Annotated in this window: 23 protein-coding genes and 1 pseudogene; 14 read left to right on the top strand and 10 right to left on the bottom strand. The window is 68.7% G+C overall.

Annotated features, from left to right (window positions below; genetic code table 11):
• A partial coding sequence (locus QOC69_RS17580; RefSeq protein ID WP_526441827.1) for an EF-Tu/IF-2/RF-3 family GTPase occupies positions 1–1355 on the top strand: 1355 nt, incomplete at its 5' end.
• A 52-nt stretch (positions 1356–1407) separates the two neighbouring features.
• The gene (locus tag QOC69_RS17575; RefSeq protein ID WP_526441825.1) at positions 1408–3297 is read left to right on the top strand and encodes an ABC transporter family substrate-binding protein; all 1890 of its coding nucleotides are present in this window, start codon (positions 1408–1410) and stop codon (positions 3295–3297) included.
• A 180-nt stretch (positions 3298–3477) separates the two neighbouring features.
• Here QOC69_RS17575 and QOC69_RS17570 read toward each other — a convergent pair whose 3' ends face one another.
• Entirely contained in the window at positions 3478–4722 is a 1245-nt protein-coding gene (locus tag QOC69_RS17570) for a chloride channel protein (protein WP_526441823.1), read from the bottom strand.
• Between the two features lie 22 nt (positions 4723–4744).
• Between QOC69_RS17570 and mshB the strand changes: the two genes are divergently transcribed.
• Complete coding sequence (gene mshB, locus QOC69_RS17565; RefSeq protein WP_526441821.1) at positions 4745–5620, top strand: N-acetyl-1-D-myo-inositol-2-amino-2-deoxy-alpha-D-glucopyranoside deacetylase; 876 nt, start codon at positions 4745–4747, stop codon at positions 5618–5620.
• Between the two features lie 114 nt (positions 5621–5734).
• The gene (locus QOC69_RS17560) at positions 5735–6163 is read left to right on the top strand and encodes a hypothetical protein (protein WP_526441819.1); all 429 of its coding nucleotides are present in this window, start codon (positions 5735–5737) and stop codon (positions 6161–6163) included.
• 56 nt (positions 6164–6219) lie between these two features.
• On the opposite strand, the gene QOC69_RS17555 is transcribed toward QOC69_RS17560, so the two are convergent.
• Complete coding sequence (locus QOC69_RS17555) at positions 6220–6990, bottom strand: hypothetical protein (protein ID WP_526441817.1); 771 nt, start codon at positions 6988–6990, stop codon at positions 6220–6222.
• A 302-nt stretch (positions 6991–7292) separates the two neighbouring features.
• Between QOC69_RS17555 and QOC69_RS17550 the strand changes: the two genes are divergently transcribed.
• The 4 genes from QOC69_RS17550 to QOC69_RS17535 all read left to right on the top strand — a co-directional run bounded on the left by QOC69_RS17550 (position 7293) and on the right by QOC69_RS17535 (position 12335).
• Positions 7293–9872, top strand: a complete 2580-nt coding sequence (locus tag QOC69_RS17550) for a bifunctional FO biosynthesis protein CofGH (protein ID WP_526441815.1) — start codon at positions 7293–7295, stop codon at positions 9870–9872.
• A 132-nt stretch (positions 9873–10004) separates the two neighbouring features.
• Positions 10005–10466 (top strand): DUF2231 domain-containing protein, encoded by a 462-nt coding sequence (locus QOC69_RS17545; protein WP_526441813.1) that lies wholly within the window; start codon positions 10005–10007, stop codon positions 10464–10466.
• A 54-nt stretch (positions 10467–10520) separates the two neighbouring features.
• Positions 10521–11690: a DmpA family aminopeptidase gene (locus QOC69_RS17540; RefSeq protein WP_526441811.1), complete on the top strand. Its 1170-nt coding sequence runs from the start codon at positions 10521–10523 to the stop codon at positions 11688–11690.
• Between the two features lie 96 nt (positions 11691–11786).
• Positions 11787–12335, top strand: coding sequence for a YceI family protein (locus tag QOC69_RS17535; RefSeq protein WP_526441809.1), 549 nt, complete (start codon positions 11787–11789; stop codon positions 12333–12335).
• A 115-nt stretch (positions 12336–12450) separates the two neighbouring features.
• On the opposite strand, the gene QOC69_RS17530 is transcribed toward QOC69_RS17535, so the two are convergent.
• The 3 genes from QOC69_RS17530 to QOC69_RS17520 all read right to left on the bottom strand — a co-directional run bounded on the left by QOC69_RS17530 (position 12451) and on the right by QOC69_RS17520 (position 15376).
• The gene (locus tag QOC69_RS17530; RefSeq protein ID WP_526441807.1) at positions 12451–14472 is read right to left on the bottom strand and encodes an FAD-dependent oxidoreductase; all 2022 of its coding nucleotides are present in this window, start codon (positions 14470–14472) and stop codon (positions 12451–12453) included.
• Complete coding sequence (locus QOC69_RS17525; protein WP_526441805.1) at positions 14469–15026, bottom strand: PadR family transcriptional regulator; 558 nt, start codon at positions 15024–15026, stop codon at positions 14469–14471. Before QOC69_RS17525 ends, QOC69_RS17530 begins: the two co-directional genes overlap by 4 nt.
• 137 nt (positions 15027–15163) lie before the next feature.
• Entirely contained in the window at positions 15164–15376 is a 213-nt protein-coding gene (locus tag QOC69_RS17520; RefSeq protein WP_526441803.1) for a hypothetical protein, read from the bottom strand.
• Between the two features lie 386 nt (positions 15377–15762).
• On the opposite strand from QOC69_RS17520, the gene fdxA reads away from it, so the two are divergent.
• Genes fdxA through QOC69_RS17505 form a run of 3 tightly spaced genes read left to right on the top strand, consistent with a single transcriptional unit; the run spans position 15763 to position 18081 of the window.
• Positions 15763–16086, top strand: a complete 324-nt coding sequence (gene fdxA, locus QOC69_RS17515) for a ferredoxin (RefSeq protein ID WP_526441800.1) — start codon at positions 15763–15765, stop codon at positions 16084–16086.
• Positions 16083–17189, top strand: a complete 1107-nt coding sequence (gene dapC / locus QOC69_RS17510) for a succinyldiaminopimelate transaminase (RefSeq protein WP_526441831.1) — start codon at positions 16083–16085, stop codon at positions 17187–17189. Before fdxA ends, dapC begins: the two co-directional genes overlap by 4 nt.
• A complete protein-coding gene (locus QOC69_RS17505; protein ID WP_526441798.1) occupies positions 17182–18081 on the top strand; it encodes a proline iminopeptidase-family hydrolase in 900 nt (299 codons plus the stop codon). Before dapC ends, QOC69_RS17505 begins: the two co-directional genes overlap by 8 nt.
• A 29-nt stretch (positions 18082–18110) precedes the next feature.
• Here the strand turns inward: QOC69_RS17505 and QOC69_RS17500 are convergent, their stop codons facing one another.
• Positions 18111–19709 (bottom strand): PucR family transcriptional regulator, encoded by a 1599-nt coding sequence (locus tag QOC69_RS17500; RefSeq protein WP_526441796.1) that lies wholly within the window; start codon positions 19707–19709, stop codon positions 18111–18113.
• A gap of 102 nt (positions 19710–19811) precedes the next feature.
• Between QOC69_RS17500 and pruA the strand changes: the two genes are divergently transcribed.
• Both pruA and QOC69_RS17490 read left to right on the top strand, forming a co-directional pair.
• Complete coding sequence (pruA, locus tag QOC69_RS17495; protein ID WP_526441829.1) at positions 19812–21440, top strand: L-glutamate gamma-semialdehyde dehydrogenase; 1629 nt, start codon at positions 19812–19814, stop codon at positions 21438–21440.
• Positions 21441–21442: 2 nt separating this feature from the next.
• Complete coding sequence (locus QOC69_RS17490) at positions 21443–22405, top strand: proline dehydrogenase family protein (RefSeq protein WP_526441794.1); 963 nt, start codon at positions 21443–21445, stop codon at positions 22403–22405.
• 9 nt (positions 22406–22414) lie between these two features.
• On the opposite strand, the gene QOC69_RS17485 is transcribed toward QOC69_RS17490, so the two are convergent.
• Together QOC69_RS17485 and QOC69_RS17480 are read right to left on the bottom strand one after the other, a co-directional pair.
• The gene (locus QOC69_RS17485; RefSeq protein ID WP_526441792.1) at positions 22415–22807 is read right to left on the bottom strand and encodes a nuclear transport factor 2 family protein; all 393 of its coding nucleotides are present in this window, start codon (positions 22805–22807) and stop codon (positions 22415–22417) included.
• A gap of 28 nt (positions 22808–22835) precedes the next feature.
• Positions 22836–23120, bottom strand: a complete 285-nt coding sequence (locus tag QOC69_RS17480; protein WP_526441790.1) for a hypothetical protein — start codon at positions 23118–23120, stop codon at positions 22836–22838.
• Between the two features lie 105 nt (positions 23121–23225).
• On the opposite strand from QOC69_RS17480, the gene QOC69_RS17475 reads away from it, so the two are divergent.
• Complete coding sequence (locus QOC69_RS17475) at positions 23226–24080, top strand: SDR family oxidoreductase (RefSeq protein WP_526441788.1); 855 nt, start codon at positions 23226–23228, stop codon at positions 24078–24080.
• Here the strand turns inward: QOC69_RS17475 and QOC69_RS17470 are convergent.
• Entirely contained in the window at positions 24077–24628 is a 552-nt protein-coding gene (locus QOC69_RS17470; protein WP_526441786.1) for an NUDIX domain-containing protein, read from the bottom strand. The genes QOC69_RS17475 and QOC69_RS17470 overlap by 4 nt on opposite strands.
• Before the next feature lie 290 nt (positions 24629–24918).
• A pseudogene (locus QOC69_RS17465) lies at positions 24919–25038 on the bottom strand (DUF1906 domain-containing protein); the annotation flags it as partial.

Below are 25038 nucleotides of genomic sequence, written 5' to 3'. Positions count from 1 at the left end.
CAGGGCGCGCCGGTATCGCCAGCACGGTCGAACCCGCCAACGGCGAGAACCCCGAAGGCGAGAACCTCGACCCGCTGTTCGACGTGCTGCTCGAGCACATCCCGCCGCCGCAGGGCGATCCCGAGGCCCCGTTGCAGGCGCTGGTGACCAACCTCGACGCCTCGGCCTTCCTCGGCAGGCTCGGGCTGGTCCGCATCTACAAGGGCCGGCTTCGCAAGGGCCAGCAGGTCGCGTGGATGCGCGAGGTCGACGGCCATCCGGTCGTCACGAACGCCAAGATCACCGAACTGCTGACCACCGAGGGCGTGGACCGCCGCCCCACCGATGAGGCGATTGCCGGTGACATCGTGGCGGTCGCGGGCATCCCCGAGATCATGATCGGCGACACCCTGGCCGATCTCGATCACGCCCACGCGCTGCCGCGGATCCACGTGGACGAGCCGGCCATCTCGGTCACGATCGGTACCAATACCTCGCCGCTCGCCGGCAAGGTGTCCGGTCACAAGCTGACCGCGCGCATGGTCAAGTCCCGGCTGGACAGCGAACTCGTCGGCAACGTGTCGATCAAGGTCGTCGACATCGACCGCCCCGACGCGTGGGAGGTACAGGGCCGCGGCGAGCTGGCGCTTGCCGTCCTCGTCGAGCAGATGCGCCGCGAGGGTTTCGAGCTGACCGTCGGCAAGCCGCAGGTGGTCACCAGGACCATCGACGGCAAGCTGCACGAGCCGTTCGAAGCCATGACCATCGACTGTCCCGACGAGTTCGTCGGCGCCATCACGCAGCTGATGGCCGGTCGCAAGGGCCGGATGGAGGAGATGGCCAACCATGCGGCCGGCTGGGTCCGGATGGATTTCATCGTCCCCAGCCGCGGGCTCATCGGCTTCCGTACCGATTTCCTGACCCTGACCCGCGGCACCGGCATCGCCAACGCCGTGTTCGACGGCTACCGCCCCTGGGCGGGCGAGATCCGGGCCCGCCACACCGGGTCACTGGTCTCCGACCGGACCGGCACCGTCACGCCGTTCGCGATGATCCAGCTGTCGGATCGCGGCCAGTTCTTCGTCGAGCCGGGCCAGGACACCTATGAGGGCCAGGTAGTCGGGATCAATCCTCGCGCCGAGGACCTCGACGTCAACGTGACCCGCGAGAAGAAACTGACGAACATGCGGTCTTCGACTGCCGATGTGTTCGTGACGTTGGACAGGCCGCTCGAGTTCGACCTCGAACAGGCCATGGAGTTCTGCGCCAACGACGAGTGTGTCGAGGTGACTCCCGAATTCGTGCGGGTTCGCAAGGCCGAGCTGAACGCGACCACTCGGGCGCGCACCAAGGCTCGCGAAAAGGCCCGCAACTGAAGCGCGGAGCCGCCGACCGAGCGTCGGAGCGCAGGCCGATAACCTGAACAGCGTGCCGACGACTTCGCGACGCCTCTCCTGCGTCGCCGGCGCGTTGACTTCGACGTTGCTGCTGGTCACGGCCTGTACCGTCAGCCCACCGCCTGCGCCGCAGAGCACCGAGACCTCGCAGAGCACGCCCCCGCCGCCGGCGAAGGCGACGCAGATCATCGTGGCGATCGATTCGGTCGGCCCAGGGTTCAACTCCCACCTGCTGTCCGACCAGTCGCCGGTGAACGCCGCGATCTCGTCGCTGGTGCTGCCCAGCTCGTTTCGCCCCGTGCCCGATCCGACGTCGCCGACGGGCTCGCGGTGGCAACTCGACCCCACGTTGCTGGTGTCGGCGGACGTGACGAACGACAACCCGTTCACCGTGACCTACAAGATCCGGCCCGAGGCGCAATGGACGGACAACGCGCCGATCGCCGCCGACGACTACTGGTACCTGTGGCGGCAGATGGTCAGCGAGCCCGGTGTCGTCGACCCCGCGGGCTACGACCTGATCACCGGCGTGCAGTCGGTCGAGGGTGGCAAGACGGCGGTGGTGACGTTCTCGCAGCCGTATCCGGCGTGGCGGGAACTGTTCAACGACATCCTGCCCGCGCACATCGTCAAGGACGTACCGGGTGGGTTCGCCGCGGGTTTGGTGAAGGCGCTGCCGGTGACGGGTGGGCAGTTCCGGGTGGAGAGCATCGACCCGCAGCGCGACGAGATCCTGCTTGCGCGCAACGACCGCTACTGGGGTGTGCCCGCCAAGCCGGATCTCATCCTGTTCCGCCGCGGCGGAGCCACCGCGGCGCTCGCCGATTCGATCCGCAACGGCGACACCCAGGTGGCGCAGGTGCATGGCGGTCAGGCCGCCTTCGCCCAGTTGAGCGCGATCCCGGACGTGCGCACGGCCCGCATCGTGACGCCGCGGGTGATGCAGCTGACGTTGCGGGCGCAGCAGCCCGCGCTCGCGGATGCCCAAGTGCGCCAAGCGATTCTGGGGCTGCTCGACGTCGACTTGTTGGCGTCGGTCGGGGCGGGCAGCGACAACACCGTGACCCTGGCGCAGGCGCAGGTGCGTTCGCCGTCGGATCCCGGGTACGTTCCCACCGCGCCGCCCGCGCTCACCAAGGAGGCGGCGCTGGCACTGCTCGCCGGGTCCGGCTACCAGGTGCAGCCCGTGGAGACGCCGCCGCCGACGACGCCGGGCACCCCGGTTCCTGACACCAATCGCGGCCGCATCACCAAGGACGGCCAGCCGCTGAGGTTGGTGCTTGGCGTCGCCGCCAACGATGGGACGTCCGTCGCGGTGGCCAACACCGCGGCCGACCAACTGCGCAGCGTCGGCATCACGGCCTCGGTCCTCGCGCTCGACCCCCCGGTGCTCTACGGGGAAGCGTTGGATGCCAACCGGTTCGACGCGATCGTCGGCTGGCATCAAGCGGGCGGGGACCTCGCCACCGTGCTCGCGTCCCGCTACGGCTGTCCGGCGCTGGAGGCCACCGCGGTTCCGACGACGACGACGACGGGCGCGGGCACACCGTCGGCCACCACGTCGTCGCCGCGGTCCACGACGTCCGCACCGCCACCGTCCGCTCCGCCACCCACGACCGTCACCAGCCCGAGCCCCGCGCCGGGGTCCGGCCAGCTGGTCCAGGCGCCGAGCAACCTGACCGGCATCTGCGACCGCAGTATCCAGCCGAAGATCGACGCCGCACTCGACGGCAGCGAGGACATCGGCGAGGTACTCAACGCCGTCGAGCCGCGGCTGTGGAACATGTCGACGGTGCTGCCGATCCTGCAGGACACCACGATCGTGGCGTCCGGACCGAGCGTGCAGAACGTGGGCCTGTCGGGGGCGGTGCCCGTCGGCATCGTCGGCGACGCAGGCAACTGGGTCAAGGCTCCGCAGTAGCGACGGACAGCAATTGGCCCCCTCCGCTTGGAGGGGTCAGCTTACCGTGCTGGGCCGTTACTCGGCGGCGTGCTTGGCGCCGTATGAGTAGTTCGAGCCCTTGCTGTCGGATCCGGACTTGCTCCGGCGGCCACGGGATCGGCAAGCCGGCACGTGGCCCCTCGACCGATCAGGCTTTGCTTAAGTAACGACATCTCGTCGCTCGGGCCAATGCTGCTCGCGGAGCAGCCGGAGACCGTGCGCGGCGAAGGCGGCGATCAGGAAGACGATCAGCAGCCAGTAGGGCGGCCGGGCGAGCTCCCAGACGAACAGCGCGGCGAACGCCGGTGCGCGCTGGGTGATGGCCAGGACGCCCGCCGCGCACGTCAACGACAAAGCGGAGACCTGGACGTCGGTCCCTGCCAGGTGGTTGAGGGCGAGGGCGGCCACCGATCCCGCGGCGGCGCCGGTCGCCATCGCAGGCGTGATCATGCCGCCGACGGCGCCGGTGCGCAGGAACAGCGCGGTCAGGAGCGGCTTGAGGATGAGGATGATCGCCGCTCCACCGAGCGTCAGGCTGGCGTTCACGCTGACCGTCAGGATGCTGCGGCCGTTCCCCGGCAGCTCCGGCCACCAGATCGAGCAGATGCCAGTGGCCAACCCCGCGAACGCGATGGCGGGAATCAAGGTCCACGACCGGATCTGCGGCTTCGGTCGGGCCAGTGACATCACCTTGTCGAACGCCAGTCCGACCGCGGCGGCCAGCGGGGCGATCGCGAGCGCCAGGATGACGAACAGATAGGACAGCTGAGGGTCGGGCCACGTCAACGCGTGCTCGAGGTGGGTGACGGGGGAGGCCACCGCGACCGCGAGACTCGACGTGATCAGCGCCGTGCCCAGCACCCGCGGATGCCAGCTGCCCAGCAGGATGCGTGCGGCGAAGAACGCGCCACCCAGCGGCACGCTGTACACCGCGCCAAGACCGGCGCCCGCCGCGCAGGCCAGCAGGATCTCGCGGTCACGCGCCGTGAGCGATAGTCGCGACGTCCCGAGATCGCCGAACACCGCCGCGAGCTGACGGGGCGCGCCCTCGCGTCCCAGCGATGCGCCGGAGCCGACCAGCAGCACCTGCAGCCCGGCGTCGATGGACATCCGCAGCCGTTGGATCGGCCGGTGCTCGGCGATCGTCGCCGACAGCCCTGGCACGTCCCCCTTGCGGCGCAGAACCCACCAGCCGAAGCCCGCCAGTGCGCCTCCAACCATGGGACCGACCGCGCGCCGCACTGGGCTGCTGCTGCCGACGCCCGTCAGCAGGGTGCCGAAGTCGTAGTGATAGGTGAGGTGTTCGATCGCGTGCAACACCAAAGTGGTGGCGGCACCCGCAACACCGGCGAGCAGTCCCATGATCAGCACGGCGCACGCGTAGTCAAGGGTGCGCCGCGCCACCGGGTGAATCTATCTTGTGCGGATGGAGCTTCCACGATTTCTCTTCGTCCATGCCCACCCCGACGACGAAACGTTGACTACCGGCGCCACGATCGCGCACTACGCCTCGCTCGGAGCCGACGTGCGAGTCGTGACGTGCACGCTGGGTGAGGAGGGCGAGGTGATCGGCGAACGGTGGGCCCGGCTCGCCGTCGACGATGCCGACCAACTCGGCGGCTACCGGATCGGCGAATTGTCCGCCGCCCTACGCGAATTGGGGGTGGACGCACCGATGTACCTTGGCGGTGCGGGCCGCTGGCGCGATTCGGGTATGGCGGGCACGCCGACGCGCGGAGCGCAGCGATTCGTCGACGCCGATCCCAGCGACGCCGTCGGCGCGCTGGTCGCGATCATCCGGGAGCTGCGCCCCCACGTCGTCGTCAGCTACGACCCGAACGGCGGCTACGGCCATCCGGACCACATCCACGCCTACGAGGTGACCACCGCCGCCGTCGCCGCGGCGGGAGGAGCGGACTACCCGGGCGATCCATGGCCGGTGCCGAAGTTCTACTGGACCGTGGTGGCTAGTAGTGCAATGGCGGCCGGTCTCCGCGAGCTGTCCGAGATGGACCTCCCGGCGGACTGGATCGTGCCCGCTGAGATTCCGTTCGGGTTCAGCGACGACAAGATCGACGCCGTCGTCGACGCACCCGAGAGCCGGGCCGCCAAGGTGGCCGCTCTTCGGGCGCACGCGACGCAGGTCAGCGTGGAGCCGACCGGGCGGGCATTCGCGCTGTCGAACTTCGTCGCATTGCCCATCGTCGCGACCGAACACTATGTACTTGCCGGGGGAGTGGCCGGCGAACGCGACGACCGCGGCTGGGAGACCGATCTTCTCGCCGGACTGAATCTGGGTTAGCGCGACCATGACGCGGTAGGCTGCGATCGACGAGCGGCGCGACGGAGGGATGGCGATGGACCCGGACCTGGATCCCAACCTGCAGCACCAGCAGGACCGCCTGGACAACTTCCAGTGGGTCGTCGGCTCGCTCGTAGCGCTCCTCGACAGCATGCCGACCTGACTCCCCGCGTTCCCGACTGGGCGCGCGCCGTCATCCTGGCGGTTCTCGCGTTCGACGGTGTGCTGTCTGCGGTGATGGGGGCCCTACTCCTTCCGCTCTACGTCGGCTCGATCCCCGTCCCCATCAGTGCCCTGATCAGCGGCCTGGTCAACGCTGCCCTGGTGTGGGCGGCGCTGCAATGGACTGCGGCGCCCAGGGTGGCAGCGGTGCCGCTGTGGACCTGGCTGGTGGCGGTGGCCGCGCTGACGTTGGGCGGGCCGGGCGGTGACATCGTGTTCGGCGGCGCAGGGATCATGCAGTTCGCGCCGCTGATCTTCGTCGCGCTGGGGGCGGCGCCGCCGGTGTTCTTGCTGTGGCGCCACGTCCACCCGCGCGCTTAGCCCTTCTTCCCGCGCTGGGTTCGACTCTGCGCTGAGGGCGTCGGCCACTCGAACTTTCACGCCCCGTGCGCAGAGCCAACGCTCTTGGTGGCGTCCCCGGTCTTGTCGGCGTCCCCAGTCTTGGTGGCCTCCCCGGTCTTGGTGGCGCTCGGCGCGGCGTCCTCGTCAGCCTTGGCGTCGTCCTTCGAGGCTTCGGGCTTCTTCTCCGGCTCAACCTCCGGTTTCGGGGTGACGGGCTCAGCGGCCGCTTCGGTCGCCTCGCCCTTGGGACTCTCCGCGGTCTTCAGGGTCGTCGTCCGCGCTGCGTCCAACGGAAAGGGCCGAAGCGGCGGCAGGAAGCTCAGGGCCCAGTTGATCTCGGCGTTGACGAACCCGATGCCCGCGTTGATCGAATCGTTGATCACGTTGGACACCCCCTCTGGGACCAGTCCGACATTGCCGCCGATGAAGTAGGCCAGGTTGAATACGGCGCTCGTCACGATGGGCCGGATCAGGTCGTAGTAGAAGATGCCGATCTGCGGCGCGAAGAAGCTTGCGACGGGAATCCACCCGACGGCGTACGGGGCGAGGTTCACGCCGTAGTCCACCCAGGGAATGACCAGGTTGTAGCCGTTGATGATGGCGTCCTGGAGGCCAGGGAAGCCCGCCAGTGTGGCCTGTGGTGCCGGCGCCGCTGCAGTCACCGCCGCCGTCGGCGACCCTTGCGTTGCCGCTCTGCTCACCGCGGCCGCCTGCTGCCGCGGCACCACCACGAAGGCCACGGGCGGCTCGACCGGCGCGGTGATCGGCCGGGTCGCCGCGGTGAGCGCGACCCGCGCCTGGTGCACGGGTGCCCGGGGGCGGCGCCGGTGGTGCGACGGAGGTCGGTATGGCGATCACCCCCGCTGCCAGGGCGGCGACCCCGGCCGGGACGTACGAACGGGCGGAAACGTTCATCTCAGACTCCCTCTCGTGGCGCGAGCTACCCGGAGCCCGACGCCGAGGAACTTATGCGGGTGTCAGCACGTCGGTGGGAGATGGCGTCCACCGTGTCGCCGCCCTCGGACTACTGTGACCCGTATGTCAGGGGCTGTGGTTTCAGATTGTGGGACGCGCGGATGATTCTCGACGATGCCGGGGTTACAGGGGAGTGGCTCTGAACCTCCAGCGCGGCTCCGATCTGCCCAACCCTGTGGTCCCACCCAAGCCCGGTGCGTCAAGCTCGGCGGCGTTGCGTCGGGTGTTGCGGCGGGCCCGCGACGGGGTTGCGCTCAATGTCGAGGAGGCCGCGATCGCGTTGACCGCCCGCGGCGACGACCTCGCCGATCTGTGTGCCAGCGCTGCGCGGGTGCGCGACGCCGGACTCGAGTCGGCCGGCCGACGCGGGCCCAACGGTCGTCTGCCGGTCAGCTACTCGCGCAAGGTGTTCATCCCGGTGACGCACCTGTGCCGCGATACCTGCCATTACTGCACCTTCGTCACCGTGCCCGGCAAGCTCCGCGCCCAGGGGATGGGCATGTACATGGAGCCCGACGAGATACTCGAGGTCGCCCGCAAAGGTGCCGAACTGGGTTGCAAGGAAGCGCTTTTCACCCTCGGTGATCGGCCGGAGGAGCGGTGGGCCGAGGCCCGCCAGTGGCTCGACGAACGCGGGTATGACTCGACGCTGGACTACGTGCGGGCGATGGCCATCGGGGTGCTGGAGGAAACGGGGCTGCTGCCGCACCTGAATCCGGGCGTGATGAGCTGGTCGGAGCTCTCCCGGCTCAAGCCGGTCGCGCCGTCGATGGGCATGATGTTGGAGACCACGTCGCGGCGACTGTTCGAGACCAAGGGTCTGGCCCATTACGGTAGCCCCGACAAGGATCCGGCGGTGCGGCTGCGCACGCTGGACGACGCGGGCCGGTTGTCGGTCCCGTTCACCACGGGCCTGCTGGTCGGCATCGGTGAGACGCTGGTCGAGCGGGCCGAGACCGTGCATGCGATCCGTCGCTCGCACAAGGAGTTCGGGCACGTTCAGGAAGTCATCGTGCAGAACTTCCGGGCCAAGGAGCACACCGCGATGGCCGCGGTGCCCGACATCGGCATCGACGACTTCGTGGCGACCATCGCGGTCACCCGATTGGTGATGGGGCCGAAGGTTCGGATTCAGGCGCCGCCCAACCTGGTGTCGCGGCAGGAATGCCTAGCCCTGATCGGCGCCGGTGTCGACGACTGGGGTGGCGTATCCCCGCTGACCCCGGATCACGTCAACCCGGAACGGCCGTGGCCCGCGCTGGAGGAGTTGGCTGCCGTCACCGCCGAGGCGGGCTATGACCTGGTGCAACGGTTGACGGCTCAGCCGCAGTACGTGCAGGCCGGCGCGGCGTGGATCGACCCGCGCGTGCGCGGTCACGTCGCCGCCCTGGCCGACCCGGACACCGGTCTGGCGCGCGACGTCAACCCGGTCGGGCGGCCCTGGCAGGAGCCCGACGAGGCCACCGAGTCGTTGGGCCGGACCGATCTGCACACCGCCATCGACTCCGAGGGTCGGCGCACCGAGACCCGCAGCGATCTGGGCAGCGCGTTCGGCGACTGGGAGTCCATTCGGGAGAAGGTGCACGAGCTGGCCGCCCGCGCGCCCGAGCGCGTCGATACCGACGTGCTGGCCGCGCTGCGGTCGGCCGAGCGCGACCCGGCATCCTGCAGCGACGACGAGTACCTGGCGTTGGCGACCGCTGACGGTCCGGCACTGGAGGCCGTTACCGCGCTGGCTGATTCGCTGCGCCGCGACGTCGTCGGCGATGAGGTGACGTTCGTGGTCAACCGCAACATCAACTTCACCAACATTTGCTACACCGGTTGCCGGTTCTGCGCGTTCGCCCAGCGCAAGGGCGACGCGGACGCCTACTCGCTGTCGACCGACGACGTCGCCGACCGGGCCTGGGAGGCTCACGTCGCCGGTGCCACCGAGGTCTGCATGCAGGGTGGCATCGATCCCGAACTTCCGGTGACCGGCTATGCCGACCTGGTGCGCGCGGTCAAGGCGCGGGTGCCGTCGATGCACGTGCACGCGTTCAGTCCGATGGAGATCTCCAACGGGGTGACCCGCAGCGGGATCTCGACGCGCGAGTGGTTGATCAGCTTGCGTGAGGCCGGTCTTGGTTCCATTCCCGGCACCGCCGCCGAGATCCTCGACGACGAGGTGCGCTGGGTGCTCACCAAGGGCAAGCTGCCGACCTCGGCGTGGATCGAGGTCGTCACCACCGCGCACGAGGTGGGGCTGCGGTCGAGTTCGACGATGATGTACGGCCACGTCGACACCCCCAAGCACTGGGTCGGGCACCTCAACGTGCTGCGCGGCATCCAGGATCAAACGGGTGGGTTCACCGAGTTCGTCCCGTTGCCGTTCGTGCATCAGTCCAGCCCGCTGTATCTGGCCGGTGGTGCCCGTCCCGGTCCGACGCATCGGGACAACCGCGCGGTGCACGCGTTGGCGCGGATCATGTTGCACGGCAGGATCGATCACATTCAGACCAGCTGGGTCAAGCTGGGCGTCGAGCGCACCCAGGTGATGCTCAACGGCGGCGCCAACGACCTCGGCGGCACCCTGATGGAGGAGACCATCTCGCGGATGGCCGGTTCGGAGAACGGGTCGGCCAAGACCGCCGCGGAACTCGTCGCCATCGCCGAGGGCATCGGCAGACCGGCCCGGCAACGCACCACCACCTACGCACCCATGGCCGCCTGACCCCTTCCCGCGCGCGACGGCGATCTCGTTGACAGCGCTAAGCCTGGCGCCGTCTCGAACCGGATGCCAGGCTCGGCACGTATACAGGGAGACGACCGTGATCAGTCGTCCGCCGAGCCGAGGAGCGAGTCTTTGACCACGATTGCCGGGCTGCCCGCCCACGCCCTGCTCGTCCACGCCATCGTCGTGCTGGCGCCGCTGACCGCGCTGCTGGAGATCCTCTGCGGGTTCTGGCCCGCCGCCCGCCGCCGGTTGGTGTGGTTGGTCCTGGCGTTCGCCGTGGTGACGACGGTGCTCACGCCGATCACCACCGATGCGGGCGAGTGGCTGAAGGATCGGCGGGCCAGAGTCAGTCCGATCCTTCAGGAGCACGCCGAGCGCGGGGACTGGATGATCTACTTCTCCGTCGCACTGCTCGTCGTCGCGGTGGCACTGGCGGTGCTGCACGTGCTCGAGGGCCGATCCGACAAGAGCAGGACGGTGGCGAGCGTCGTGGTCGCGATCGTCGCCCTTCTGGTCGGGGTGTCGTCGATCGTCACGGTCTACCGGATCGGCGACTCCGGCGCGCAATCGGTCTGGGGCGGCCAGGGCTGATCTGACGCGCCGCGACTGGTGGGCCAATTCAGCACAGGCGTGCTAGTCAGAACTGTGACTTCAGCCCAGACGCACACCACTGACGGACGACCACGTGCCAGGGGACTCGGGATCCCGCTGCCCGGCGAGCCGGGACCGCTCAACGCGATCACCGACGTCGCAGGCATCGAGGTCGGCACGGTTACCCTGATCGACGGTGACGGCCCGCTTCGGGTCGGGCGAGGACCGGTACGCACCGGCGTCACCGCGATCCTGCCTCGTGGACGCGACGGGGTGGGGCGCGCGTGCGCTGCGGGCTGGTACTCGCTCAACGGCAACGGCGAGATGACCGGCACCACGTGGATCGAAGAAGCCGGAACATTCAATCTGCCCATCGTGCTGTCGAATACGCACGCCGTGGGTGCCTGTCACAGCGGGGTGGTGAGCTGGGTGAACCGGGTGCACCCGGTGCTGGCCCGACAATGGTTGTTGCCGGTGTGCGCCGAGACGTGGGACGGCTACCTGAACGACATCAACGGCGCTCACGTGCGGCCCGAACACGCGGAGGCCGCGCTCGACGCCGCGGTGCCGGGTCCGGTGGCCGAGGGATCGGTCGGAGGCGGTACCGGGATGAACTGCTACGAGTACAAGGGCGGAAACGGGAACGCATCGCGGATGGTGGGGTACGGCTCCCACGCCTTCACCGTTGCGGCGTTCGTGCAGGCGAACTTCGGCTCGCGAGGCGAACTGACCGTGGCGGGCCGACACGTCGGTGCGTTGCTCGCCGACGACAACCCGATCGACGGCGACTGGTTCGCGGAGGACCTCGGCCTGCGCCCGCCTCCGGGTGCCGGTTCGGTGATCGCCATCGTCGCGACCGATGCGCCGCTTCTGCCAGGACAGTGCAAGGCGCTGGCCCGCCGGGTGCCGCTCGGCCTGGCCAGGACCGGCACCGCGGGCAGCCACTTCTCCGGCGACATCTTTCTCGCGTTCTCCACCGCCAACGCCTCTGGCTTGGAGAGCGGATTCCCGCTCGGACCGCCCGCTGACGACGAGTTCGGCGCGATGACCTTCATGCCGTGGGGACGGATGGACGCGTTCTACACCGGCGTCGTTCACGCCGTCGAGGAGGCCGTGCTCAACGCGCTCGTGGTCAACGACGACATGGTCGGCCGGGACGGTCACCGCTCGCCCCGGCTGCCCGTCGATCGCCTGACAGCACTGCTCGCCGGCACCGCGAAATAGAATCGGACCGCAGTCCGGAACAAATTCGGACCATGGTCCGTTTAGGCTTGGTGAGGTGCCGGAACGGCCGGCGCCCGCAGCCAAGGAGACACTGACATGACCGCAGCAGTAGCCACCGACCTGAGCACCGGCACCTGGGCCATCGACCCGGTCCACTCGTCGATCGGCTTTTCAGTGCGTCACCTGGTGGTGAGCAAGATTCGCGGCACCTTCGAGACGTTCAGCGGCGCGATCGTGGTCGCCGAGGACGGCACCCCGTCCGTCACCGCCGAGATCGCGGTCGATTCGCTCCACACCGGCAGCGAGCAGCGTGACGGACACGTGAAGTCCGCCGACTTCTTCGACGTCGAGAAGTACCCCACCGCGACCTTCGTCTCCACCGGCGTGCGCGCCGACGGAGACACCTACGTGCTCGACGGTGACTTCACCCTCAAGGGCATCACCAAGCCCATTCAGCTGACGCTGGAGTTCAACGGCGTGAACCCGGGCATGGGCCACGGCGCGGTCGCCGGCTTCGACGCGTCGGTCGTGTTGAACCGCAAGGACTTCGGCATCGACATCGACATGCCGCTGGAGACCGGTGGCGCCGTGGTCGGCGACAAGGTGACCATCACGCTGGCGGTCGAGGCGCTCAAGCAGGCCTAAGCGCACTCTCACTCCTGCGCGAGCGTGCGTAGACCGCTGCAGTTTTACGGCGTGTCGACCCGCAGACTGGGGTACCCCGCTTGCGGGGAGCACGCTCGCGCAAGGAGGGGAGGGGCTACAGGCGGGCGGCCAGCTCCGTGCCCTGGCGGATCGCGCGCTTGGCGTCGACCTCCGCGGCGACGTCGGCGCCGCCGATGACGTGGGGCTCGATGCCGCTGCGCCGCAGTCCGTCCTCGAGATCGCGCACCGACTCCTGTCCCGCGCAGATGATCACGTTGTCGACGGCGAGGACGCGTCTGCCGGAGCGGTCGGACCCGAAGCTGATGTGCAGACCCGCGTCGTCGATGCGCTCGTAGTTCACCCCCGAGAGTTGTTGCACGCCCTTGGCCTTCAGCGATGCGCGGTGCACCCAGCCCGACGTCTTGCCGAGGCCCCGGCCCTGGGGACCCTTGGTCCGCTGCAGCAGGTAGACCTCGCGGGCAGGCGGCAGCGGGATGGGTGTCGTGAGCCCGCCGCGCGCCTCCTGCGGATCGGCAACGCCCCACTCCGCCTTCCACTCCTTGAGGTTCAGCGTCGGAGACTCGTTCGTCACCAAAAACTCGCTGACGTCGAAGCCAATGCCTCCCGCGCCGACGACGGCCACCGTCTTGCCGATCGGCCTGCCCAGGATGGCCTCGGTGTAGGACAGCACCATCGGGTGCTCGATCCCTGGGATGTCGGGCAGGCGCGGCGCGACGCCGGTGGCGAGCACCACGTCGTCGAAACCGGACAGTTCGTCCACCGTGGCCCTGGTCTGCAGTCGCACCTCGACGTCGTGCTTGTCGAGCATCCGGGTGTAGTAGCGGATGGTCTCGGCGAACTCCTCCTTGCCGGGAATCCTTCGTGCCAGGTCGAATTGGCCGCCGATCGCGCTTCCTGCCTCGAACAGCGTGACGCGGTGACCACGCTCGGCCGCCGTCACCGCGGCGGACAGCCCCGCGGGTCCGGCGCCGACCACGGCCACCTGCTTGGTCCGCCGCGTCGGCCCTAGCACGAGCGTGGTCTCGTTGCCGGCCCGCGGATTGAGCAGGCAGGACACGGTCTTGTGCACGAACGCGTGGTCGAGGCACGCCTGGTTGCACGCGATGCAAGTGTTGATCTCGTCGGCCGCGTCAGCAGCGGCCTTGAGAACCCAGTCCGGATCGGACAACAGCGGACGCGCCATCGAGATCAACTGAACGTGCCCGTCGGCGAGGATCTGCTCGGCGGTCTGCGGCATGTTGATTCGGTTCGACGCCACCACGGGGATCCCGACGTGCTCGGCCACCGCGTTGCTGATGTCGACGAACGCGCTGTTGGGCACCGACGTCACGATGGTGGGCACGCGGGCCTCGTGCCAGCCGAAGCCCGAGTTGATCATGGTGGCTCCGGCCGCCTCGACTTCGGTTGCCAGCGAGATGATCTCGTCCCAGCTCTGGCCGTCCTCGACGTAGTCCGCCATCGACATGCGGTAGCAGATGATGAAGTCCTCGCCGACCGCGGCACGGGTGCGGCGTACGATCTCGACGGGCATCCGGCGCCGCTTCTCCGGGGAACCACCCCAGCCGTCGGTCCGCTTGTTCGTCCGTAGCGCCAGGAACTGGTTGAGCAGATAGCCCTCGCTACCCATGATCTCGACGCCGTCGTAGCCGGCCTCGCGGGCGAGCAGCGCGCAGCGGGCGAAGTCACCGATGGTGTCCTGCACGCCGCGCGAGGACAGCTTGCGTGGCCGGAACGGATTGATCGGCGCCTTGATCGACGACGCGCTGACCGAGAGTGGGTGGTAGGCATAACGTCCCGCGTGCAGCACCTGAAGCAGGATCTTGCCGCCCTCATCGTGCACAGCCGCCGTGATGCGGCGATGCCGCCGCGCCTCCGACGACGACACCATCTGTGCGGCGAACGGCAGCAGCCAACCGGTCCGGTTCGGGGCGTAGCCGCCGGTGATGATGAGCCCGACGCCGCCCCTGGCGCGCTCGGCGAAATACGCTGCCAGCCGGTCGATGTCGCCGGCGCGGTCCTCCAGCCCGGTGTGCATCGAGCCCATGATCACCCGATTGCGCAGCGTGGTGAAGCCGAGGTCCAACGGCGACAACAGGTTCGGATACGGATCGGTCACCGAGCCCCCCTCAAGGCAATGGTTACTTCGTCGAGCCAGTCGATGGCGCCTTCCTCGGCGCGGATGCCGCCCCGCAGCACCAGGTACTGATGTAGTGCGGTACCGGTGAGCGCGCCGGGGTCGGGGAACTGGCGCTTCTCGAATTCGCGGTAGGCGTCGAGCAGTTCGGCGCGTTCGCCGCGCAGCGCGGCGGCCTGAGCGCGCACGTCGCGGACGTCGCCGTATGCGGCGCCGCGGACCTTCACGGCCAGATCGCGGGTGCGGTTGTCGGCCACCGAGCTGCCGCGGCCCGACAGCGGCTCGGCGATCCAGCGGGCCAGCTCGGCTCGGCCATCGTCGGAGACGGTGTACACCTTCTTGTCCGGCCTGCCCTGCTGGACGACGGGCGTGACGTGCACCCAGCCGTCATCCTCCATCGCACGCAGCGTGCGGTAGATCTGCTGGTGAGTGGCGGCCCAGAAGTAACCGATGGACCGGTCGAACCGGCCGGCCAGCTCATAGCCCGAGCCGGACTGCTCGCACAGCGACACCAGGATCGCGTGGGGGAGGGCCACGGCGGCAGCTTAGGGCCGTGCGTCGCCCCTATGCAACTTGTTGCACTGCATCAACACGCATAGGGGTGGCCGGAATGGTCGGCGACAACCAACGGACCATCCGACCACCCCTCACGTGGGCGCTCAACGAGCCAGGGTCAGCACCAGCGCACATTCACATTGGTGCCCTGGTGGTTGACGCTCACCGAGCAGTCAACCTGCTGATAGGTCGCGTTCTGCTGATCGGTGACGTAGACGGCGTCATAGTTCGGGCTGACGTTGCGCGGTGCCGCCATGGCGGGGCTCGCCAACCCGATGGTCATCGCGGCGAGGGTGCTGGCGGTGGCTATGCCGAGAGCTAACTTCTTCATTTCGACTCCTCGATTGAGCTTAGCTGAGCTAAGCGATTGTTATGAAATGGATAACGGACGTTGACGGGGCCGTGTTCCCCGCGGCCGAGGTTTTCGCCGGAATCGCACGCGATCACACCGCGGTCGACGGCGTGGGCCAGCTCACACTGACGCCCATTTGCTCGGGCTTGAAGCTGCCGAGCCACGCAGGGGCGGGCCACTAGGCGACCTGTATCTGCAACGTCTAGTATCAGTAACCACGCGCCACCCCTAACGGGAGGCGCGTGAAGTTAGGGCACACTGAGACAGTCGTACAGGTATGGCGACCCCATACCTGCGGCGGCTTCTCAACGAGCCCAGCCAGAATGACCGACCCGCAGCCCCTATGAGGAGTCGAGGAGACCTTCGTGACGTACACGATCGCCGAACCTTGCGTCGATATCAAAGACAAGGCGTGCATCGAAGAATGCCCCGTCGATTGCATCTACGAGGGCGCGCGGATGCTGTACATCCACCCCGACGAGTGCGTGGACTGCGGTGCCTGCGAGCCGGTCTGCCCGGTCGAGGCCATCTACTACGAGGATGACGTTCCCGATCAGTGGAGCGGATACACCCAGATCAACGCCGACTTCTTCAGCGAGCTCGGGTCACCGGGCGGCGCGTCCAAGGTCGGCCAGACCGACAACGACCCGCAGGCCGTGAAGGACCTGCCGCCGCAGGGCGAGGACTGACGACGGCCAGGTCTGTTTCGGGGTCACTGCCGGTCTTCCCCTGGGACACCCTGGCCGAGGTCACCGCCCAGGCCAGGGCGCACCCCGACGGCATCGTCGACCTATCGGTCGGCACGCCGGTGGATCCGGTCGCCCCGCTGATCCGCGCCGCGCTCGCTGACGCGAGCGGCGAGCCCGGCTACCCGACCACTGCGGGCACTCCCGCCCTGCGCGCATCGGCGACGTCGGCACTGCGGCGTCGATACGGCATCACCGACGTCGCCGACGACGCCGTGCTGCCGGTCATCGGCACCAAGGAACTCATCGCCTGGTTGCCCACGCTGCTGGGTCTTGGCCCCGATGACCTCGTGGTGGTGCCCGAACTGGCCTACCCGACCTACGACGTCGGCGCCCGACTCGCACGCGCGCAGGTGCTGCGCGCCGACTCGCTCACCCAACTCGGTCCGCAAGTGCCGAAGCTGGTGTACCTGAACTCGCCGAGCAACCCCACCGGCGCGGTGCTCGGCGTCGAGCACCTCCGCAAGGTCGTCGGCTGGGCGCGTGAGCGCGGCGTAATGATCGCCTCCGACGAGTGCTATCTCGGCCTGGGCTGGGACGCCGAGCCGGTCTCGGTGCTGCACCCGTCGGTCTGCGACGGCGACCACACCGGCCTGCTCGCGGTGCACTCGCTGTCGAAGACGTCGTCGCTGGCCGGTTACCGCGCCGGCTTCGTGGCCGGCGACCCCGCCGTCGTCGCCGAGCTGCTGGCCGTACGCAAGCATGCCGGGATGATGGTCCCGACCCCGGTGCAGGCCGCGATGGTGGCAGCGCTCGACGACGACGCACACGAGAAGGAACAGAGGGAGCGCTACGCCCGCCGCCGGGTCACCCTGTTGCGCGCGGTGCGTGACGCCGGCATCACGGTCGACGACTCGGACGCGGGCCTCTATCTGTGGGCGACGCGCGGGGAGCCCTGCCGCGACACCGTCGCGTGGCTGGCGCAGCGCGGCATCCTGGTCGCCCCCGGTGAGTTCTACGGACCGCGCGGTGCCGACTACGTGCGGATCGCGCTGACCGCAACCGATGAGCGCATCGACGCCGCGGTGCACCGCCTGAGTGCCTGACGTGCGCGACGGAACCATCGCCGGTCCGCACGGCTCGATCTACTACCGGATCGTGGGTGAATCGGATGCGTTGCCGCTGCTGGTGATTCACGGCGGACCCGGAATGCCGCACGATTACCTGCGCGACCTCGACGCGTTGGCGGACGAACGGCCGGTGGTCTACTACGACCAGATCGGCTGCGGCCGGTCCGACCGGTCAGACGACTCCAGCCTCTGGACTCTCGCCACCTTCGCCGACGAAGTCGACACCGTACGTGGCGCGTTGGGACTCGATCGGATACATCTGCTCGGCCAGTCCGCGGGCGGCTGGATCGCCCTCGAGTACGCGTTGCGCGCCCCCGCCGGGCTGGTCAGCCTGCACCTGGCCAACACCTGCGCCAGCATCCCGCTCCTCGAGCGCGAGACGGCGCACCTGAAGGACACGCTGCCCGACGGTGCTGGCGCAGTCATCGACGTCCATGAATCTGATGGCACGACAACCGAGCCCGAGTACCTGGCAGCCGTTGGGCTGTTCAATCGGTTGTACTTCACGGGCGTCGACGACGTCCCGGACCATGTACGGGCCGCCCTGCCGGGGATGAACCATGCGATCTTCGCCGCCATGGTCGGCGCGCAATGGGACGTCACCGGCACGCTGGCCGGTTGGGACGTCACGGATCGACTCCCCGAACTCGACCTGCCGGTACTGGCGACCTCAGGACGATTCGACGAGATGACGCCGGAGTTGGTGCGCCCCATGGTCGATGCGATCCCCGGCGCCCGCTGGCGACTCTTCGAGGAGTCCGCCCACCTGCCCATGGTCACCGAGAAGGACACGTTCATTCGGGCGACGCGGGAGTTCCTGGCCTCGGTGCGCGCCACCGGCCCCGATCCGCGACGACCGGACGACTGAACTCCGTGTCAGCCGAACGGTTGACACCGCTACGGTGTGCGCTCCGTGGCACGCAAGCTCAGCGACAGCAGGAGTCGAACGTCGGGATCGGCCAACGACGAGCCCAACACCTCCTCGATTCGCCGCACCCGGTAGCGGACGGTGTTGGGGTGTACGTGCAGCCACTGGGCCGCGGTGCCGACGTCGCCGAAGCTGTCCAGGTACGCCCGCAGCGTGTCGGCCAGGACGGCGTCCTGCTCGCGCAACTCGCGGACCCGCGGGTCGATGAGGCGCTCGTCGGCGGCGATCATGGTGACGATCTCGTCCAGCACCACCGTGGTGCGTGCCTCCGCGAGTGAGGTGACCTGACCGATGGCGCCCGGGTGACGCTCCGCGCTGTCGAGGACCCGGTCCACCTCGGCGCGAGCGGCGGCGACCGCGCTCAGTCCCGTTGCCGGGGTGGCGATCACGGCCCGCAGCTCGAGGCCCAACTCGGTGCGCAGAGCGCCTATCGTGCCGCGGATCCACGACGTCACCGACGCGGCCTTCCCGGTGTGCGGGAACAGCACGTACACCCGCGACCCGCGCGCGGCCACCTGCGCGTCCGGGCGAAAGGCGCTGGCGCTCAACGCCAGCACGTCGGCCAGTCGCGACGGCACGTCGGTCACGCAGTCGACGCCGACGACGACGGCGCGCCCGTCGGCGACGATGCCGAGTTCGCGTGCCAGTTCCGCGAATTGAGTTTCGTCGCCCTGTCCCTCGCGCAGTCCCAGCAGTTCCTGGACCAGTACCGCGTGCGTCGACGGCGTCGCGGCCAGCCGCGACATGATGCGGGCCGCGAGGACGGCCGCTCCGCGCAGCACGTCGTCCGCGTCGTCGGCCAGCGGCCGTGCCCCCTGCTGCACCCAGATGGTGCCTGCGAACGCGGGTGCCCGCCGCGGGTCGCGGCCCGGCTGGTGGATTCCGATCGCCCGCCGCGGCTGCAGGCCCAGTTCGGGGCGTTCGGCGACGCGGACGACGTCGTCGCGGGCGCGCAGCGCGTCGAAGATGCCCCACTGGCCGATCCAGGCGAGGTGCTCGGGCGGGCCTGCGCGCCCCAGGATCGACAGGCGCCGCAGTTCGTCGGCCTCTTCGTTGGAGGCGGAGTAGGCCAGCACGTGCGACTGTGCGTCCTCGATGCTCACCATGCCGTGCGTCCGGTCGGCGATCGACTGGGCGAGGCCGAACAGGTCGGTGCCCGAGTCGTACAGCGGGTCGGCGTGGTCGCCGTGATGTTCGAAGACGTGGTCGACCAGACGGTAGAGGCGTTCCCATCGGGCCCGCGGTTCGACGGCCACCACCGCCGTCCCCGCGGCGACTGCTTGGGTCACGACGGCGTCGGCGGGTTCCTTGAGGAAGATGGCCGCGGGGACACGCCGGTGGGCCTGCTGATCGAGCCAGGCGATCGCGTCGTCGTCGCCGATGCCGAGCAGGAAGAACACGTCGGCCGATCCCGAACCCGCGGCCAGGCCGAGCCGGACGTCGTCGGAATCGATCAGGGCGGCCGAGGCCACGGGCAGGTCCAGCCCGCGTGGTGCGTCGACCAACGTGACCATGGTCGCGTCCAGCGCCAGGATCAGTTGACCGAGGCTGACCCCCGACTTCGTCATGTTGTGTGATCTTACTGGCGTTGGTGCTTCGACTTGTCCGATCGGCCAAAGGTTTGATCGCGTGCGTGCGAGATCGTTAGGCACATGAACGCCTCCCAAGGGATTGCCGCGATCACCGACGTCCCGGCGCCGGTCAACGAACCGGTCCATGAATATGCCCCGGGTAGCCCCGAACGCGCCCGCCTGATCACCGCGCTGGACGCGTTGGTCGGCGACGTCATCGACCTTCCCCACGTCATCGGCGGTGCGCACACCATGGGCGCCGGTGAGCGCATCGACGTGGTGCAACCGCACCGCCACAGTGCGGTGCTGGGCACCCTGACCAACGCCGGGCACGCCGAGGCCGCCGCCGCCGTGGACGCCGCCGTCGCGGCGAAGGACGCATGGGCGGCGACGCCGTTCGACGAGCGCGCCGCGGTGTTCCTCCGCGCGGCCGATCTCCTGGCCGGTCCGTGGCGGGAGAAGATCGCCGCCGCCACCATGCTCGGCCAGTCCAAGAGCGCCTACCAGGCCGAGATCGACGCGTCCTGCGAGCTCGTCGACTTCTGGCGCTTCAACGTGGCGTTCGCCCGCCAGATCATGGCGGAGCAACCGATCAGCGCCCACGGGATCTGGAACCGCACCGACTACCGCCCGCTCGAGGGATTCGTCTACGCCGTCACGCCGTTCAACTTCACCGCCATCGCGGGCAACCTTCCGACCGCGCCGGCCCTGATGGGCAACACCGTGGTGTGGAAACCGTCGGTCACGCAGACGTTCTCGGCGTACCTGACCATGCAGCTGCTCGAGGCCGCGGGTCTGCCACCAGGGGTGATCAACCTGGTCACCGGCGACGGCTACGCGGTGTCCGACGTGGTCCTCGCCGATCCGCGGCTGGCGGGCATCCACTTCACCGGATCGACTGCGACGTTCCAGCACCTGTGGCGCGAGGTCGGCGCCAACATCGACCGCTTCCACACCTATCCACGACTGGTCGGCGAGACCGGCGGCAAGGACTTCGTGGTCGCGCACGCCTCGGCGCGGCCGGACGTGTTGAGCACCGCACTGATTCGCGGGGCCTTCGACTACCAGGGCCAGAAGTGCTCGGCGGCATCGCGGGCGTTCATCCCTCGCTCGGTGTGGCAGAAGATGGGTGACGACTTCCTCGGCGACACCGCGGCGCTGAGCTACGGCGACGTCACCGACCTGAGCAACTACGGCGGTGCGCTGATCGACGAGCGGTCCTTCGCCAAGAACGTCGCCGCCATCGAGCGGGCCAAGGGTGCGCCGGGTGTCACCGTTGCCGTCGGCGGCGAATACGACGACGGCGAAGGCTATTTCGTCCGGCCCACCGTGCTGCTCTCCGACGACCCGACCGACGAGGCGTTCAGCAACGAGTACTTCGGCCCGATCCTCGCCGTGCACGTGTATGACGACGACCGCTGGGACGACGTGCTCGGTGTCGTCGACGCCGGATCCAAGTACGGTCTCACCGGTGCGGTGATCGCCGACGACCGGTCGGCGGTCCTCGCGGCACAGAACCGGTTGCGTTACGCCGCAGGCAACTTCTACGTCAACGACAAGCCCACCGGCGCCGTGGTCGGCCAGCAGCCGTTCGGCGGGTCACGCGCCTCGGGCACCAACGACAAGGCCGGTTCGCCGCTGAACCTGCTGCGCTGGACGTCGGCCCGCTCCATCAAGGAGACGTTCGTTCCACCGACCGACCACACCTACCCACACATGGGGGTGTGACGATGGGCCTCTTCCAACAGGTCGCGCGGCCCGCCATCCTGGCCGCTGCCCGGTCCGACGGGCTGCGCCGCACGGCTGAGCGCATGCCGGTCACCCGTGAGGTGGTGCACCGCTTCGTGCCGGGCGAGACGGTTCCTGACGCGCTGACGTCGGTTGGCGAGCTGCGGGATTCGCGGCGGTTCGTGTCGGTCGACTACCTCGGTGAGGACGTCACCGACACCGACGCCGCCGAGGCCACGATGCGCGCGTACCTGGAGCTGCTCGACGCACTCGGCCACCGCGCGGAGAACGCCGACGGCCCAAGGCCGTTGGAGGTCTCGCTGAAGCTCTCCGCACTCGGTCAGGCGCTGCCGCGCGACGGTGAGAAGATCGCCTACGAGAACGCGCACACCATCTGCGAGAAGGCCCGCGACGTCGGCGCCTGGGTCACGGTGGACGCCGAGGACCACACCACCACCGACTCGACGTTGTCGATCGTGCGCGACCTGCGGACCGACTTCGACTGGCTGGGCACGGTGCTACAGGCCTACCTGAAGCGGACCCATGCCGACTGCGAGGAGTTCGCGGCCTCCGGTGCGCGGATCCGGTTGTGCAAGGGCGCCTACGACGAACCCGCATCGGTGGCCTTCCGCGATGGCGACGACGTCACCGATTCCTATCTGCGTTGCCTGCGCGTGCTGATGGCCGGCTCGGGTTATCCGATGATCGCCTCGCACGACCCGGCGATCATCGAGGCGGTACCCGCGTTGACCCGCGAATTCAACCGCGGTGTCGATGACTTCGAATATCAGATGCTGTACGGCATCCGGGACACGGAGCAACGCAGGCTTGCCGAGGACGGGAACCACGTGCGGGTGTACGTGCCGTTCGGCACGCAGTGGTACGGCTACTTCGTGCGCCGCCTCGCCGAGCGACCCGCCAACCTGACGTTCTTCCTGCGGGCGCTGGCCGAGCGGCGCCACTGACCCTCTGGGTCAGGCCATCGGGAACGAATGATGTTCGTGCGTAACGACCCAGCCGTCGTCGCGCTTGCGCAGACCAATGGTCACCCGCAACCGGTTGTCCGGGCTGGCGTCGAACTCGGCGGGCGTGCCGCACCGGAGCAACGCGTACGCGAACGCCACGTCGGCCCCCGCCACGACGTCGAGATCGACGAGCTCGAACACGGCGCCCTGGCGGAGCCACTCGAAGAACGGTCCCCACGACTCGCGGTACTCGTCGATGCCGCGGACCCCGCGGTACGGCGGCGGCACGTCGAACATCACGATGTCGGGATCGTGCCGCGCCAGTACCGCGTCGAGGTCGCGGTCACGCACGCCGTCGATCCAACCGACGACCAGGTCGCGGATCTCGCCGTCGTCGCTCACACCTCGAACCTAATGGCGCCTGCTGCGGTCAGTCCATCGACGGGCACGACACGTCGATGAAGACGGTGGTGTTCTCCTTTTCCGCGCGAGTGGCCGCGTCATCGAGCCTCGGATGGGTGCCCGTCACCGAGCACTCTGACAACGGGGCCGAGACGCTGCCGTTGAACGCCACGCGGTAACCCTCGGCCGCCAGGCTGGCCGCGGTGTCGGCTGCCGTCCCGCCTTGGGGGAACGCCGCAGCCGTACCCGCCAGACCCAACGTCGCCGCCGCGAGGGCGCCGAAAGCCGCTGTTGTGATGATGAATTTGCTCATGGAGAGAATGGTGCCGTTCCGCGGGACGCGGGTCTTGGAGGTTGTGAGGAGATCCGCTGGAGATTGCTGGTAGACAGCGAGGGCTCCGACTGGAATACATGAACCATGACCGAATCGACGACCGGCGACACCCGGGTCTGGCTCATCACCGGCGCCAACTCCGGCTTCGGCAGGGCCATCGCGGAGGCGGCGCTGGCGGCCGGCGACACGGTGGTGGCAGCCGCGCGCCGCCCCGACACGCTCGCCGACCTGACGGCCGTCGCGCCCGATCGGGTGACCCCACTGCGACTCGACATCACCGACCACGACCGCATCGCCGCCGCTGTCGACGAGGTGCTGGCCGGCCACGGTCGGGTCGACGTGCTGGTGAACAACGCGGGGCGCGGCGCGATCGGAGCCGCCGAGGAGACCTCCGACGGAGAACTACGCGATCTGATGGACCTGCACTTCTTCGGGCCTGCCGCGTTGACTCGGGCGCTGCTGCCGCAGATGCGTGAGCGGCGTTCCGGCGCGATCGTGCAGATGAGCAGCATGGGCGGCCGGTTCACCTTCCCGGGTGTCGGCGCCTACTCGGCGACCAAGTTCGCGCTCGAGGGCTGGTCGGAGGCGTTGGCCAAGGAAGTCGGTGGCTTCGGCATCCAAGTGCTCATCGTCGAACCCGGCGCTTTCCGCACGTCGTTCAACGGGCCGGCCGCGCTGCTGGTAGCCACCCCGATCGCCGCCTACGACGACCAGATCGAACAGCTGCGCACCGGGATGCCCGACGACGACGGCAAGCAGCCCGGCGATCCCGCCAAGGCCGCCACGGCCATCCTGACCGCATTGAACTCCGACGATCCGCCGCTTCGGCTGGCGTTGGGCAACGACGCCGTCGACGCCCTTGGCGCAGTGCTCGACGACGCCAAGGCCGAGTTGGCGGCCTGGGAGAAAGTCGGCCGGACAACGAGTTTTGACGTCTAGCGAGTGCGCTCGGCGAGCCGAAGCAGCGTCCACGCCGCGAGGGTCTGCGCGTCGGTGATGACGCCGTCGACGATCATCCGCTCGACCTCGTCCCCGGTGAACCACTCGCTGTGCATGTCCTGCTCCTCGGGCTCACGGTCGTGGTCTCCCTCCGTGATCCCGGTGGCCAGGAACACCCAGCCCCGCTGGCTGCTCATGCCGGGCGCGACGTCGAGCTGACCGAGTATCTCCATCGACGCAGCGCGCAGACCCGTCTCCTCGCGCAGCTCGCGCGCAGCGAGGTCGGCGGGTGGCGGTTCGTTGCCGTCCAGCGTGCCAGGGGCCGTGCCCTGCGGAAACTCCCAGCGGCGCAGCCCGATCGGATACCGGAACTGTTCGACGAGCCGGAAGCGGTCGCCATCCCTGGCGATCACCAGCGCATACGTCGGCTTGTCGATGACGCCGTAGATGCCGGGGCTACCGTCCTGTCGGCGGACGTCGTCCTCCCTGACGATCATCCAGGGGTTCCGGTACACCTCACGGGAGGCGATGCGCTCGATGGGATCCACTGATCAAGTATCCCCGAACGTCGCCGGACGGATGCGGCCGCTGCGTTGGCTGTCGAGATGCACAGGCCGAGATCATCCGCTGCAGGTGGCCACCATGGCCCGTGGGTGTGGTCCTTGATCGCATTGGCACGTAACGCAGATCGCATCCCCCGGCAGGCATGTCTTGTCAATCTTCGTTGCATCCAGACATCTGTCACCACACCCACTGTGCTGATGGCTGCTTGTAGTGCGGGACGAATAACGGAGTGGTCGGTTTGGTCAGCTTGCAACAGCTGGGGTGGGTTACGACCTCACGGATGCAGGTTCCACTGGCCGACATCTTGAGCCAGGGCGTCGCTGACGTCGACTTCGAGTCCGCCAACCACCGGGCCTGGATTCGACGCGGTGCTCACCACACGCTGGTAGAGAAC

The organism is Mycobacterium sp., assembly GCF_032162105.1.
Lineage (GTDB): Bacteria > Actinomycetota > Actinomycetes > Mycobacteriales > Mycobacteriaceae > Mycobacterium.
This window is presented reverse-complemented; position numbering and strand designations above follow the sequence as displayed.

Excerpts from the sequence above, each read along its gene's own strand:
- QOC69_RS17480 (WP_526441790.1), bottom strand. The coding sequence starts at position 23,120 with ATGAGCAAATTCATCATCACAACAGCGGCTTTCGGCGCCCTCGCGGCG.
- QOC69_RS17500 (WP_526441796.1), bottom strand. The coding sequence starts at position 19,709 with ATGACGAAGTCGGGGGTCAGCCTCGGTCAACTGATCCTGGCGCTGGAC.
- QOC69_RS17475 (WP_526441788.1), top strand. The coding sequence starts at position 23,226 with ATGACCGAATCGACGACCGGCGACACCCGGGTCTGGCTCATCACCGGC.
- mshB (WP_526441821.1), top strand. The coding sequence starts at position 4,745 with ATGGAGCTTCCACGATTTCTCTTCGTCCATGCCCACCCCGACGACGAA.
- QOC69_RS17535 (WP_526441809.1), top strand. The coding sequence starts at position 11,787 with ATGACCGCAGCAGTAGCCACCGACCTGAGCACCGGCACCTGGGCCATC.
- QOC69_RS17490 (WP_526441794.1), top strand. The coding sequence starts at position 21,443 with ATGGGCCTCTTCCAACAGGTCGCGCGGCCCGCCATCCTGGCCGCTGCC.
- QOC69_RS17520 (WP_526441803.1), bottom strand. The coding sequence starts at position 15,376 with ATGAAGAAGTTAGCTCTCGGCATAGCCACCGCCAGCACCCTCGCCGCG.